The organism is Brevundimonas sp. UBA2503 (genome assembly GCF_002341485.1).
GTDB lineage: Bacteria > Pseudomonadota > Alphaproteobacteria > Caulobacterales > Caulobacteraceae > Brevundimonas > Brevundimonas halotolerans.
Genome location: NZ_DDOD01000025.1, coordinates 201,117 through 214,840 on the forward strand (window position 1 = coordinate 201,117; position 13,724 = coordinate 214,840).

Sequence of the window (13,724 nt, forward strand, 5' to 3'; positions counted from 1 at the left end):
ACCGTCTGAACCGTCTGAAGGGTCTGGATTGCGCCTCCGTCGTTCGGGGGAGTGGCTAACCGGACAGCTTACGCCACCCGGCGACCCGGTCGGGCAGAAGGGTGCGGGAACGGGCGCGGGCCTTGAAAGGATTGCGAAAACGGCGGGTAGGTGTGCGGGGGAAAGGCAGGGGGTTCATCACGGAGAACACAGAGAAAGGCACGGAGGGCACGGCGGGGGGCGGTGCGGGTCTGAGGTCACTGTGTTTCTCTGTGTGCTCTCTGTGATCTCTGTGATGAACCCGCTTCGCGGATGACGGGCGACACGACCGGCCTTTTGCGCGCGCCGACAGCCCCCATCTAGGACCAAAGGAGCCCCCCATGACCGCATCGCCCAAACCTCTGCAGATCGAGTTTGTCTCGGACGTCGTCTGTCCCTGGTGCGTGGTGGGGCTGGGCGGGCTGGAGACGGCGCTGGGGGTGCTGGCGGCCGAGGGGATCACGGCCGAGATCCGCTTTCAGCCGTTCGAGCTGAACCCCGACATGGCGCCCGAGGGGGAGAACATCACCGAGCACATCGGCCGCAAATACGGCGCCACGCCGGAGCAGTCAGCGAAGAACCGCACGATGATCCGCGACCGGGCGGCGGAGGCCTGGCCGGATGACGGCAAGGGCTTTGAGATGCGGATGGGGCCGGACAGCCGCATCTGGAACACCTTTGACGCCCACCGGCTGCTGCAATGGGCGGGCACGATCGGGCTGGCCGAACAGAGGGCGCTGAAAGAGGCCCTGTTCCGCGCCCACTTTACCGACACCCTTCCCCTGAGCGACGCCGAGGTGCTGGCCGATGCCGCAGAGGCGGCCGGGCTGGACCGGGCGGAGGCCCAGGCGGTGCTGGCCGACGGCCTCTATGCCGCCGAGGTCCGCGACGCCGAGGCCCTGTGGCGCGCGCGCGGCATCACCGGCGTGCCCGCCGTGGTGGTGGAGGGGAAGTGGTTGATCTCCGGCGGCCAGCCGGCGGCGGTGTTCGAAGAGGCGCTGCGGAAGATCGCGGGGGAGGGGACCTGAAGCGGTTCATCACAGCGACCACAGAGGAAGGCACAGAGAGCACAGCGGGGGCGGTGCGGGGGGCACACCTCTGCTTTCGTCCTCATCCCGGCCGCGCAGCGGAAACGGGGAAGGGAGGGGCGCAGTCCTCTCTTTCGTCATCCTCCGGCGAGCGTAGCGAGACCGGGGGACCCAGCGGCGCCGAAGGCGAAATGCGTCCGCCGCGCCAGTTTCGACGCCCGAGTCCGTGACAGGGTCCTGCTCGCGCAGGCCGCTGGGTCCCCCGGGTCTGCGCCGCGCAGGCGCGGCTTGCCGGAGGATGACGAAAGAGAAGGGGATCACCGGCGTGCCCGCCGTGGTGGTGGAGGGCAAATATCTGATCAGCGGCGGCCAGCCGGCGGCGGTGTTCGAAGAGGCGCTGCGGAAGATCGCGGGGGAGGGGACTCATCGAGCTTAGCCTTGACGGCACTCTGGTTTGGCGACATCCTCATCTTCCACTTACGCTTTTAGCACCGTTAGTGCTTGGTCCAGCGTTTCGCTGCGATCTCATTCGATTGGTGATTTCTATGTGCCGCGGAAGAGCGCATCTCCTGTTCGCCTCTGCCGTGGACGCTACGCTCTCACAGGAGACGCGCTCTTCCGCGCCTCACGGGTAAGTGATCGCTGGCAATCTCGCCGATATCTTCGAGATCTGGGACAGGAGCTCTCTTAAAGTGGGAGCTCCTGTCAAAGCTGTATTCGTCTGTGGCGGGACGACCGCGGATGACCGGCCTGATGATCTAACCAGACGCGACGCGTTCTTTGAGATTATCGATGATGCCGTATCCGACAGGAAGCGACAAGCTGGGCTCGATAAGCACCAATATAAAAAGGCAGAATCAATCGATGGGTTCCTTTTTAGGGAGCACTATCAAGACTGGCTCACTCTTGAGCTGGATATCGCTAGAATATCAGAAGTGACGATGCTGTTCTGCGAGAGCCCTGGCGCATTCGCTGAGCTAGGGGCTTTTGTGGTGGATCCAGAAATTGTCCAGTCTCTGCTCGTGGTTATCGACCACGATAAGTATAACAGCCCAAGTTTTATCAGGCACGGTATTATAACGTTTCTGGAGAAATCTTTCCCAAAAGGTTCTGTGTTTGTCCTCCAAACAGCGGAGATGGGGCTAAGTTCAGTTGCAATGAAAGGAAAGGACATTGATCGCGACCGATTTGCATCGGCTATCGGCCGAGCGCTCGATCTTCGCCTGAACCAACCTCTAAAACATAGAACCTTTGACCCCAAGCTCTCAGGACACTTGATCAAACTGATCACGGGTCTTTTGGAGGACTATGGAGCTCTTACCGTTGAGGAAATTTGGTACATATTACAGTCTATGTCTATAGATATAGAAGATACAGAAATCAATCGTTACATATTCTGTGCCGAGAATATGGGTTGGGCTATAAGAGATAGACGAGATTATGGCGAGTATATAACGTCTACGACGTCTGGATTTTCGGTGACCTTTAAAATGAACCCAGATGGAAGGGTCAAAGACCGGCGACGTTGGAGATCTGATATCAGAGAGTACTGGAAGACATTTGAGCCGGACAGATTTGCTTCCATAACTTCAAGTTGGAGTAAGTGACCGTGGAAAGTGACCTCGTTCTCGGCCTTTCACGCATATCCGGGCTCTCTCCCTATGACGTGCGCTCCATATCTCTCCGTGCGCCCAGAATGTATAAGACATTCAAAGTCTTCAAGGCTGATGGCGTTAGCGTCCGCGAAATAGCCCAGCCTGCCCGCGAGGTGAAACTTCTGCAGAGAGCTTTCAACGAACTCGTCCTCTCTACTCTTCCCATCCATAAATGTGCGACAGCGTATCGAACGGGAATGTCGCTTCGGGATAACGTGACCCCTCACGCTGAGAACGGCCCCATCTTGAAGATGGATTTCCGAAATTTCTTCCCATCCATAAAGGGTCCGGATTGGACGTCCTATTGTAGGAACTCTGGCGTTCTAGTTTCTGAAGATGACATCAACCTCAGTGAGCAGTTGCTATTTCGTAGAGTGGCGAAGGGACGCCCTTTGTCACTAGCGATTGGAGCTCCATCGTCTCCGGCGCTTTCGAATATTTTATTGCATCAGTTTGATGAGCTCATTTTCGAGAGGGTCGGCGAAATGTATGTTACCTATACCCGATATGCTGATGATCTAACCTTTTCAGCACCGCGTACTGGTTTCTTGCAGGGTGTCCAGTCGGTTGTAGCGAAAACCATTCGAGATATTCGGTATCCATCTCTGGCTATTCATGGAGATAAAACTCGCTTCGTTACTACCAAGTTTGGGCGTCACGTTACAGGCCTGACGATATCGCTAGATGGCCGCGTCACTGCCGGGCAATACCGCAAGAGACAGGTTCGAGCGGGGGTGAACCGGTTCGCGAAGGGCGAGTTGGATGTTGATGCGGCCATTCGTCTCGCTGGCTTGATTGCCTTCGTCGATGGCGTCGAGAAAGGCTTTATCGAGAAGTTGAAGCAGCGCTACGGCGACGATCTAATTTCGCGTCTGTGCTCTAGCGCTATCCAACGCAAAGGGTTCGGGCGGATAAATCCTTTACCCGACGATGACCTATAATCTCGGCACGCCTAGCAGCAGATCATCTCTCACACCTTCACCTCGATTTCCCCGCCCCCCGCCCGGAATTTCGCGCTCATTTCCTGCATGCCCTTTTCGGCGGCTTCGGCCTGGGCATCCCGCCGGATGTCCTGGCTGATCTTCATGCTGCAGAATTTGGGGCCGCACATGGAGCAGAAGTGGGCGGTCTTGTGGGCCTCTTTCGGCAGGGTCTCGTCGTGGTATTTGCGGGCGGTTTCGGGGTCGAGGCCGAGGTTGAACTGGTCTTCCCAGCGGAACTCGAACCTCGCGCGGGACAGGGCGTCGTCGTGCAGGCGGGCGGCGGGGTGGCCCTTGGCCAGGTCGGCGGCGTGGGCGGCGATCTTGTAGGTGATGACGCCGTCCTTGACGTCCTGACGGTCGGGCAGGCCGAGGTGCTCCTTGGGCGTGACGTAGCAGAGCATGGCCGTGCCGAACCAGCCGATCATGGCAGCCCCGATGGCGCTGGTGATGTGGTCATAGCCCGGCGCGATGTCGGTGGTCAGCGGCCCGAGCGTATAGAAGGGCGCCTCGTGGCAGTGCTTCAGCTGCTCATCCATGTTGGCCTTGATCTTGTGCATGGGCACATGGCCGGGGCCCTCGATCATGACCTGACAGCCATTTTCCCAAGCAATTTTAGTGAGCTCCCCCAACGTGCGCAGCTCGGCGAACTGGGCCTCGTCGTTGGCGTCGGCAATGGAGCCGGGGCGGAGGCCGTCGCCGAGGCTGAAGCTGACGTCATAGGCGCGCATGATCTCGCAGATCTCGGCGAAATTCTCGTACAGGAAGGACTCGCGGTGATGGCTGAGGCACCACTTGGCCATGATCGAGCCGCCGCGGGAGACGATGCCGGTGACGCGGTTGGCGGTCATCGGCACGAAGGGCAGGCGGACGCCGGCGTGGATGGTGAAATAGTCCACGCCCTGTTCGGCCTGTTCGATCAGGGTGTCGCGATAGACCTCCCACGTCAGGTCCTCGGCAATGCCGTTCACCTTCTCCAGCGCCTGATAGATGGGGACGGTGCCGATCGGGACGCTGGAGTTGCGGATGATCCAGTCGCGAATGTTGTGGATGTTGCGGCCGGTCGACAGGTCCATGACATTGTCGGCGCCCCAGCGGGTGGCCCAGACCAGTTTGTCGACCTCGTCATCGACCGAGGACAGGACGGCGCTGTTGCCGATGTTGGCGTTGATCTTCACCAGGAAGTTGCGGCCGATGATCATCGGCTCGACCTCGGGGTGGTTGATGTTGTGCGGGATGATGGCCCGGCCGCGGGCGATCTCGCTTCTGACGAATTCCGGGGTGACGTAGTCCGGAATGCTGGCACCGAAGCTCTCGCCGTCCCGGGGTGGCGAGTGGCGAGTGGCGAGTGGCGAGGAGGATACAGGCAGGGTGGAGCCGTCGGCGAGGGTGATGGTCTGGCCCTCTTCACTCGCCACTCGCCACTCGTCTCTCGCCACTTCTCTCCGCAGGTTCTCGCGGATGGCGACATATTCCATCTCGGGCGTGATGATGCCGGCGCGGGCGTATTCCAGCTGGGTCACCGGACGGCCGGGGACGCCCTTGAACACCTTGTGGTGCGAGGTGTCGAAACGGGGGGCCAGGTGGCGGCCCGACGCATGGCCGTTGTCTTCCGGCTTGACCTCGCGCGGGTTCGCGACGGGGGCGATGTCGCCGCGGTCCAGCTGCCAGCTGGATTTGACGAGGGGCAGGCCCTTCTTGATGTCGATGGTGACCGCCGGGTCGGTGTAGGGGCCTGAGGAGTCATAGATGGTCACCGGCGGCTCATTGGCGCTGGGGTGCACCGCGACCTCGCGGAAGGGGACGCGGATGTCGGGGTAGAGCTCTCCCGCCACATAGACCTTGCGGCTGCCCGCCCGCTCGCCGGTGGGGATCGTCCCCGTTTCCTTCATCACCGCCTCGCGCGCGTCCTTTAGAGCGAGGCTATCGCTCGCGACGCGGTCGCTCGCTGCTTGAGCCTCAGGAGCGCTGGAATTGTCGGCGGGGACGTGGATGTTCATGGCAGCCTCTCGGTATGAGGGCGCCGACGTCAGGCAGATTGCGGGCGTGAAGACCGCCCGTTCCCATCCCTTCGCCGGCATGACCCGGATCAGGTTCGACGGGTCAGGACGCGGTCCTATCTCAGCCGCCTTGCGCGGCCCCCCGGAGAACGCGGGCACGATAGGCCGGATGGGACGGCCGCGAAAGGGGTCAGGCGAACTCGGCCTCGAGGTCGGCGAGGCGGGCGGCCTGGTCCTCGGCGATCAGGGCGTCCAGCAGGGGGTCGAGGTCGCCCTCGAGGATCTGCGGCAGGCTGTGCAGCGTCAGGTTGATGCGGTGATCGCTGACCCGGCCCTGCGGGAAGTTGTAGGTGCGGATGCGCTCGGACCGGTCGCCCGAGCCGACCTGGGATTTGCGGCTGTCGGAGCGGGCCAGATCCTTGGCCTGACGCTGCTGGTCATAAAGGCGGACGCGCAGGTTCTTCATGGCCTTGTCGCGGTTCACGTGCTGGGACTTTTCCGAGCTGGTCACGACAATGCCGGTCGGCAGGTGGGTGATGCGCACGGCGGAATCGGTCTTGTTGACGTGCTGGCCGCCCGAGCCGGAGGCGCGGAAGGTGTCGATGCGGATGTCCTTGTCGTGGATCTCGATCTCGACATCCTCGACCTCGGGCAGGACGGCGACGGTGGCAGCCGAGGTGTGGATGCGACCGCCGGCCTCGGTGACCGGCACGCGCTGCACCCGGTGGACGCCGGATTCGAACTTCAGCCGACCGAACACGCCTTCGCCGGAGACGGTGGCGATGATCTCCTTGTAGCCGCCGGCCTCGCCTTCGGTGGCCGAGTCCAGCTCGACCTTCCAGCCGCGGTTGGCGGCATAGCGCGAGTACATGCGGAACAGGTCGCCGGCGAACAGGGCGGCCTCGTCGCCGCCGGTGCCGGCGCGGACTTCCAGCACGGCCGAGGCCTGTTCATCGGCATCGCGGGGGGCCAGCAGCAGGGCCACGCCCCGCTCCATCTCGGGCAGGCTGTCCTTGAGGGTCTGCAACTCGTCGGCGGCCATCTCGGCCATTTCGGGATCGGAGGTCATAGTCTCGAGGTCGGCCATTTCCTCCCGGGTTTTCGCCAGTGCCATGACGGCGTCGGCGATGGGCTTCATCTCGGCATGTTCCTTGGACAGACGCACGATCTCCTGACCGTCGGTGGCCGCACCCATGCGCGCCTCGACCTGCTGGAAGCGGTCAATCACCTGATCAAGACGGGCCTGGGGAAGTCGCAAGGGAAGCTCCTGTTGGACGAAGCCGGTGCTTTAGCGCGACGGGGCGGTGGATACCAAGGCCGGACGCGCTGCGGCAAATAATGAGACGCTCAGGGTTCCCATGAGACGCCCGGCAAGTGCGAAGCTATAATCGAAGCCGACCGTTGTGTGGACGGTGGTGATGCGGCCGGTCGCGGAGCTCTCTTGGACACCTTCCTGATGTTCCTGCTGGTCGGGCTGCTGGCCCAGTCGGTGGATGGCGCGCTGGGCATGGCCTATGGCGTCATCGCGAATACCGTCCTTCTGGCCTTCGGCGTGCCGCCCGCGACCGCCTCGGCCAGCGTCCATGTCGCCAAGATCTTTACCGGTGGCGCCTCGGCCGCCTCGCACATCGCGCACCGGAACATCCTGTGGCCCCTGTTCTGGCCCCTCGCCATCGGGGGAGTGGTCGGGGGAGTGGTCGGCGCCTATGTGCTGACCGGGGTCCCCGGCGAGAGGATCAAGCCGTACATCCTGGTCTATCTGCTGCTGATTGGAGCCTGGGTGCTCTGGCGGGCGGGGCACAACATCCGGAATCGCATCTTCCCGCCCCGGCTCAGCGGGCCGCTGGGCGTGGTCGGCGGCTTTCTCGACGCCATCGGCGGCGGTGGCTGGGGGCCGACGGTGACCTCGACTCTGGTCGGGGCGGGGACCGAGCCGCGCCGTGCCATCGGCACGGTCAATTCCGCCGAACTCCTGGTCACCAGCGCCATTTCGGCCGCCTTCCTCGTGGCCCTGTTGACCGGGAGGTGGGATGGCGGCGCGCTGGAGAACCACGCCTGGGCCATCGGCGGGCTGATCGTCGGCGGGCTGATCGCCGCCCCGTTCGCGGGCTGGATCACCAAACGGGTGCCGGCAAAGATCCTGACCTACGGGGTCGGCGGGCTGATCATCCTGCTTGCCGGCTATCAGGCCCTGCAGCTGGCCGGGATCGCGCCCTGAACGAAAACCGACGGGACCGGCTCAGGCCGGGTGGGTCTGGATAAAGCTGTCGCGGGCCTCAAGCCGGTCAGTGAGCGCGACCAGGCGGGGGTGACCCGCGCGCCAGTCGATGTCCGGGTGGCGAAAGCCGGTCCAGGTGGTGGCGACGCCGGTGGCGATGACGCCGAGATCGAGCGCGTCACCGTCGGGCAGGGCCTGTTCCAGCGCGTCGAACGAGCGGTGCATGTTGCGGGTCCAACGCTCGATCCATGACGGCGATTGCTCGCTTTCTGGGCGGCGGCGCTCCAGCACGCGCTTGACGCCCATTTCCAGCGCGCCGTGGGCCAGGGTCTGCAGCCGGCGGACCCGCCAGCGCTCGGGCCCCTCGGGCGGCAGCAGGCGGGGGCCGGTGGTGCCGTGCGCATCCAGCCACTCGCAGATGACCGGACTGTCGGTCAGCGGCAGGCCGTCGCCCGCGATCAGGGCCGGGACCTGAACTAGCGGGTTGGAGCTCATCAGGCCCGGATCGTCAGAATAGGGATCGGCCACCACCTCCTCGATGCGGTCGGCGAGGCCGCGCTCGCGCGCCACGACCCGGCACAGGCGGGCATAGGGGGAGGGGGTGGAGATGTAGAGTTTCATGGCGATGGGTACCGTCGGGCTGAGTGCAGGACGTTGATGAGGCGTATCTGGTGCGCCTCCACACGGTAGACCAGAATATAGTTCGGATGAATGAGGGCTTCGCGCGTACCCGGGACGCGGCCCTCGCGACCTGATCGCGGATGCGCAGAGACTTGCGCGAGGGTTTGGTCGAGGAGGGCCCTCAGCGTGTTTGCCCCCTGCGGACTATGGTCGCTGACGTAGTCTATAATCGCATGCCAGTTTCGCCGAGCCGCAGGCCGCCAGACGATGGGCAGCATCAGCCGGTCCGCTTGGCCTTGGCGTCCAGCATGGCCTGAATCTCGGCCATGACCTGATCGTGCGGAATGTCAGGCCCGGGCTCCGCCAGCGACTGCTCGACCTTCGCACGGACCCAGGCATCATGGGCCTCGGCCTCTTCGGTCGTGGCGAATTCGCTGACGATGGGATCGAGTTTGGCCATGCAGGGAGAATGCGCCCTTGCCGCCAAGGCTGCAACGGGCTGCTACTCTGCAGCGACTTCCGACGCCGACTCAACCTTCCGTGCGGCATCGAGCTCGGCGGCCTTGGCTTCGACGCGGGCGACGATTTCGTCGATCATGCCTTCGTTGGCCTGTTTATGGGCGATCTTGCCGTTCAGATAGACCATGCCCGCGCCCTTGCCGCCGCCGGTGAAGCCGACGTCGGTGTAGAGGGCCTCGCCCGGGCCGTTGACCACACAGCCGATGATCGACAGCGACATGGGGGTGGTGATGTGGGCCAGCTTTTCCTCGAGGATGCCGACCGTCTCTATGACGTTGAAGCCCTGACGGGCGCACGACGGGCAGGCGATGATGTTGACGCCCCGGTGGCGCAGGCCCAGCGACTTGAGGATGTCGAAACCGACCTTGATCTCCTCGACCGGATCGGCGGCGAGGGAGACGCGGATGGTGTCGCCGATGCCCGACCACAGCATGTTGCCGAGGCCGATCGAGGATTTGATCGTGCCCGAGCGCAGGGGCCCGGCCTCGGTCACGCCCAGATGCAGGGGACAGTCGATGGCGTCGGCCAGCTGCTGATAGGCGGCGACCGTCAGGAAGGGGTCGGAGGCCTTCACCGATATCTTGAACTCGTGAAAGTCGTGGTCCTGCAGGATGCGGGCGTGGTTGAGGGCGCTCTCGACCATCGCTTCGGGGCAGGGCTCGCCGTATTTCTCCAGCAGGTCCCGTTCCAGCGAGCCGGCGTTGACGCCGATCCGCATGGAACAGCCGTGATCGCGGGCGGCCTGAACGACCTCACGCACCCGGTCGGGCGAGCCGATATTGCCGGGATTGATGCGCAGGCAGGCGGCGCCCGCCTGGGCGGCCTCGATGCCGCGCTTGTAGTGAAAGTGGATGTCGGCGACCAGCGGCACCCGGGCCTCGCGCGCGATCTGGCGGAAGGCGGCGGTCGAGTCCTCATCGGGGCAGGAGACGCGGACGATGTCGGCCCCGGCCTCTTCCAGCTGGCGGATCTGCTCGATCGTGGCGGCCGCGTCCGAGGTCGGCGTATTGGTCATCGACTGGACGGTGATCGGCGCACCGCCGCCCACGGGGACATTGCCGACCATGATCTGGCGGCTGGGGCGGCGCTCGATATGGCGCCAGGGGCGGACGTGGGAGAGCTCGGACATGGCGAGGTTCAGATAGTCCTTATCGACGCCGATTGCCACGGCGCACGATGTCGCCGACGCGTCCGGGTGGTCAGCCGTCCGTGGTCATGGCCTGGGCCGCGCGGACGGCGGCTTCGGTGCGGCGGGTCAGGGCCTCGGTGGCCTGACGGGCGAGGGTCTCGGCCCGGCGATTGAGCTGGGACAGAGGGGTCAGCGCCTGCTCCAGACGGCCGCCGTGTTCGCCGTTCAGATAGACATCAAAGGCCGACGGATCAGCGACGTCGATGACGGCCTGGACGCCGACCGGCGCGCGCCAGGCTTCGCCGGCGGCCAGCTGACGGGCGAACAGGACGCGGCCGTCGGACATGCGGACGACCAGAATGGTCGGCTTGCGCGCCTGGAGGACAACCTGGGAGGCGGTGGCGGCGGCGCCATAGACGGCCCCGCGCGGGTTGAAGGCCTTTTGCACCGGCGCGGTCCCGGCATCGGCGGCGGCGGCCGCTTCGGTGTCGGCGGCGGTCAGGCCGGTCAGCTCGGTCTCAAGCCCGCGGGTGACATAGAGGGGGGGCACGGTCTGATCGGGCGGTGCGGGTTGGGGAAGGTCGAGGGCGACGGTGCCGGGCGCCGAGCCGACCGACCAGCTTTCGGGCACGGCGACCAGATCGGAGGGCTGGGTCGGCGACATCAGGCTGACGCGCTGGAAAACGTTCCAGCCGAGGACCGCAAGGCCGATGATGGCCAGCACACCGATGATGCGCGGCGAATAGCGCCGGACTTCCTCAAAGGCGATGCCAACCGGGGCCTGAAGAGGAACGGAGGGATCGGGCACGTCGCGCTTGAACCGCTCGACCGCCAGTTGTTCGTCGACGCCCAGCGCCCCGGCATAGGCACGGACATAGCCGATCGAGAAGACCCGCGAGGGCAGGATGGAGGTGTCGTTTTGCTCAAGCGCCCGCAGATAGCGGACGTGGACGCGGGTGATGGCCGACATGTCCTCGAGCGAGCGGTTGGAGGCCTTGCGGGCTGCACGAAGCCCGTCACCCAGAGTCGCGGCATCCGTGATGGGAGGCACAGGGTCCTTCCAGTCGGGATGTGCCCTAAACTCGTCGGGGATGCTCCCCGTATCCAGTGCCATGAGGCCCGACCCAACTATCGGCATCGGTGATGCCGCACTCAACCAAGACGCAGTGCCTAACAAACCCGGGTGACGGTTCTCGCCTCCCCCCGGAGGACTTTTGCGATCCTCTTGTGGATAACCCATCGCGGCCCCTCGATCAACGTCCCGTTAAGCATCCGGGCCGTTTCAGGACGGGACGCTCAGAGTACGACGTTCAACTTCCGGGCCAGGGACTCTATCTCGTTGCGGATCGAACCGGCGGACAGGCCGAGCAGGCTGGTCATGGCGCGCTGGGCCTGGCCCAGATCGGTCGACAGGCACATGCGCTTGACCGGCCCGACGCCGGCGGCGGGGGCGGACAGGCGGGTATAGCCGAGGGTCAGAAGGGCAAAGGCCTCGAGCGGACGGCCGGCCAGTTCTCCGCATACGGAGACGGGTGTTCCGGTCTCGGCGCATTTCCGCTGGATTTCGGCCAGCGCCCGGAGCGCCGGGGGCGACAGGGGGTCGTAGCGGTCCGAGACCAGCGGATTGGTGCGGTCTGCGGCGAACATATATTGCAGCAGGTCATTGGTGCCGACCGAGACGAAGTCGGTCAGGGGCAGAAGCGCATCCAGATGCCACAGCAGGGACGGGCATTCGATCATGGCCCCGACCCGCAGCAGGCTGGGCAGGCTGCGGCCGCGCCGACGGGCCCAGGCGCACTCGACATCGACCAGTTCGCGGGCGGCGCGGAATTCGTCGACCGTGGCGATCATCGGGAACATGACGCGCAGCTCGCGGCCCTCGGCAGCCGACAGCAGGGCGCGCAGCTGCAGCCGCAACAGGCCCGGCCGGTCCAGACCCAGACGGATGGCGCGACGGCCGAGGGCGGGGTTCTCCTCGCGCTCAGCCTCGAGATAGGGCAGCACCTTGTCGCCGCCGATGTCGAGGGTGCGGAAGGTGACGGGCCGGTCGCCGGCGGTGTCCAGCACCTTGCGATAGAGGTTGGTCTGGGCGTCCAGCCGGGGCAGTTCCTCGGACACCATGAACTGGAATTCGGTGCGGAACAGGCCGATGCCTTCGGCGCCGGTCTGGTCCAGATTGTCGAGATCGACGGCGAGTCCGGCATTGGTCAGCAGCTGGATGCGCTTGCCGTCGAGGGTGATGGCCGGGGTGTCGCGCAATCGGGCGAACTCGGCCTGACGCTTGCTGCGCAGGTCGAGGCGGGCCTGGACGGCCTCCAGCACATCGGGGCGGGGGCGCAGATAGGCCTCTCCGGTTTCGCCGTCGGCGATGACCAGATCGCCCTCGCTGAGGCGGTCGCGGATGCCGGCCATCCGTCCCACACACGGAATCTGCAGGGCGCGGGCGACGATGGCCGCGTGGCTGGCGGCCGAGCCCTCTTCCAGCAGCAGGCCCTTCAGCCGCTCGCGCGGATACTCCAGCAGGTCGGCGGGGCCAAGGTTGCGCGCGACCAGAATGGTGTCCTCGGGCAGGTCGCGCTCGCCCGGGCGGTCGCCGGCCAGCACGCGCAGCAGGCGGTTGGCCAGATCCTCGAGGTCGTGCAGTCGCTCGCGGATATAGGGGTCGCGGGCCTTGGCAAAGCGGGCGCGGTGCTCGTTGCGGACCCGGTCGACGGCGGCCTCGGCGGTCAGGCCCGAGCGGACGGCCTCTTCCAGCGAGCGGTTCCAGCCCCGGTCGACGGCGAACATGCGGTAGGTTTCCAGCACCTCGAACGAGGGGCCGGACAGGCCCTGACTGCCGTCCAGCATGGCGTCGATATTGGCCTTGAGCGCCTCCAGCCCGGCCTTCAGCCGCTCTTCCTCAAGCGGGGTGTCGTCGGCCAGCAGCTTTTCGGGCGGGAGCGGCGGCTCGTGCAAGACGACGTGGCCATAGGCGAGGCCGTCCGAGAATTTCTGACCCTTGAAGCGCTCAGGCCGGTGCGGCGCCACCTCGACGTCGCGCAGTTCGTCGAGGCCCATCAGCTCGCCGGATGCGACCGTTTCGGCCAGCACCATGGCGATGGTCTGGATGTCCTCGATCTCGTCCTCGTCATAGCGACGCGCGGACTGGTTCTGGACGACCAGAACGCCGATGGCGCGTCCGCCCCGCAGCAGGGGCGCGCCGAGGAAGGCGTGATAGGGGTCCTCGCCCGTTTCCGGCCGGTAGGAGAAGTTCGGGTGCGAGGGGGCGTGCGACAGGCTGATCGGCTCGGCCACGCGGGCCACCTCGCCCACCAGACCCTCGCCGGGGCTGAGGCGGGTGTTATGCACGGCCTCGCGGTTCAGGCCCTGGGTGGCGAACAGTTCCAGCTCGCCCGAGGCGCGCCGCAGATAGATGGAGCAGACCTCGGCCACCATGGTCTGGGCAATGATCCGCACGACCAGATCCAGCCGCTCCTGCGCGGGACCGCCCCCGGCCATAGCCTCACGGATCTGGCGCAGGAGGTTCCTGGGTCCTCGTGTCGTCAATCCGCTTGCA

13 protein-coding genes and 1 riboswitch are annotated in these 13,724 nt (G+C 65.1%); of the genes, 5 read left to right on the forward strand and 8 right to left on the reverse strand.

The window, feature by feature from the left end; genetic code table 11:
* The first annotated feature begins 359 nt into the window (after positions 1-359).
* The 4 genes from B4K74_RS12455 to B4K74_RS12470 all read left to right on the forward strand — a co-directional run bounded on the left by B4K74_RS12455 (position 360) and on the right by B4K74_RS12470 (position 3,642).
* Positions 360-1,046, forward strand: a complete 687-nt coding sequence (locus tag B4K74_RS12455; RefSeq protein WP_286693206.1) for a DsbA family oxidoreductase — start codon at positions 360-362, stop codon at positions 1,044-1,046.
* Positions 1,047-1,344: 298 nt separating this feature from the next.
* Positions 1,345-1,482, forward strand: a complete 138-nt coding sequence (locus tag B4K74_RS12460; protein WP_286693207.1) for a DsbA family oxidoreductase — start codon at positions 1,345-1,347, stop codon at positions 1,480-1,482.
* 199 nt (positions 1,483-1,681) lie between these two features.
* Positions 1,682-2,653: a retron St85 family effector protein gene (locus tag B4K74_RS12465; RefSeq protein WP_286693208.1), complete on the forward strand. Its 972-nt coding sequence runs from the start codon at positions 1,682-1,684 to the stop codon at positions 2,651-2,653.
* 2 nt (positions 2,654-2,655) lie between these two features.
* Positions 2,656-3,642 (forward strand): retron St85 family RNA-directed DNA polymerase, encoded by a 987-nt coding sequence (locus B4K74_RS12470; RefSeq protein ID WP_286693209.1) that lies wholly within the window; start codon positions 2,656-2,658, stop codon positions 3,640-3,642.
* A 29-nt stretch (positions 3,643-3,671) separates the two neighbouring features.
* Here B4K74_RS12470 and thiC read toward each other — a convergent pair whose 3' ends face one another.
* Positions 3,672-5,573 carry a phosphomethylpyrimidine synthase ThiC gene (gene thiC / locus B4K74_RS12475; RefSeq protein ID WP_286693365.1) on the reverse strand — a complete coding sequence of 634 codons (1,902 nt, stop codon included), beginning with the start codon at positions 5,571-5,573 and terminating at the stop codon, positions 3,672-3,674.
* Positions 5,574-5,729: 156 nt separating this feature from the next.
* Positions 5,730-5,836, reverse strand: a riboswitch (TPP riboswitch).
* Positions 5,837-5,871: 35 nt separating this feature from the next.
* Positions 5,872-6,939 (reverse strand): peptide chain release factor 1, encoded by a 1,068-nt coding sequence (gene prfA / locus B4K74_RS12480; protein WP_286693210.1) that lies wholly within the window; start codon positions 6,937-6,939, stop codon positions 5,872-5,874.
* Between the two features lie 183 nt (positions 6,940-7,122).
* Between prfA and B4K74_RS12485 the strand changes: the two genes are divergently transcribed.
* Positions 7,123-7,899, forward strand: a complete 777-nt coding sequence (locus B4K74_RS12485; RefSeq protein WP_123285964.1) for a sulfite exporter TauE/SafE family protein — start codon at positions 7,123-7,125, stop codon at positions 7,897-7,899.
* Positions 7,900-7,920: 21 nt separating this feature from the next.
* Here B4K74_RS12485 and B4K74_RS12490 read toward each other — a convergent pair whose 3' ends face one another.
* From B4K74_RS12490 to ptsP, 6 genes are all read right to left on the reverse strand, one after another.
* Positions 7,921-8,520 carry a glutathione S-transferase N-terminal domain-containing protein gene (locus B4K74_RS12490; RefSeq protein WP_286693211.1) on the reverse strand — a complete coding sequence of 200 codons (600 nt, stop codon included), beginning with the start codon at positions 8,518-8,520 and terminating at the stop codon, positions 7,921-7,923.
* On the reverse strand, positions 8,517-8,798 hold the full coding sequence (locus B4K74_RS13510; protein WP_353743796.1) for a type II toxin-antitoxin system RelE/ParE family toxin: 282 nt from the start codon (positions 8,796-8,798) through the stop codon (positions 8,517-8,519). Before B4K74_RS13510 ends, B4K74_RS12490 begins: the two co-directional genes overlap by 4 nt.
* Positions 8,798-8,980, reverse strand: coding sequence for a hypothetical protein (locus tag B4K74_RS12495; protein WP_286693212.1), 183 nt, complete (start codon positions 8,978-8,980; stop codon positions 8,798-8,800). Before B4K74_RS12495 ends, B4K74_RS13510 begins: the two co-directional genes overlap by 1 nt.
* Positions 8,981-9,022: 42 nt before the next feature.
* Entirely contained in the window at positions 9,023-10,168 is a 1,146-nt protein-coding gene (gene ispG, locus B4K74_RS12500; RefSeq protein WP_286693213.1) for a flavodoxin-dependent (E)-4-hydroxy-3-methylbut-2-enyl-diphosphate synthase, read from the reverse strand.
* 70 nt (positions 10,169-10,238) lie between these two features.
* A complete protein-coding gene (locus B4K74_RS12505) occupies positions 10,239-11,219 on the reverse strand; it encodes a helix-turn-helix domain-containing protein (RefSeq protein ID WP_286693214.1) in 981 nt (326 codons plus the stop codon).
* A 245-nt stretch (positions 11,220-11,464) separates the two neighbouring features.
* Positions 11,465-13,666: a phosphoenolpyruvate--protein phosphotransferase gene (gene ptsP, locus B4K74_RS12510; protein WP_286693215.1), complete on the reverse strand. Its 2,202-nt coding sequence runs from the start codon at positions 13,664-13,666 to the stop codon at positions 11,465-11,467.
* Positions 13,667-13,724: the final 58 nt, after the last annotated feature.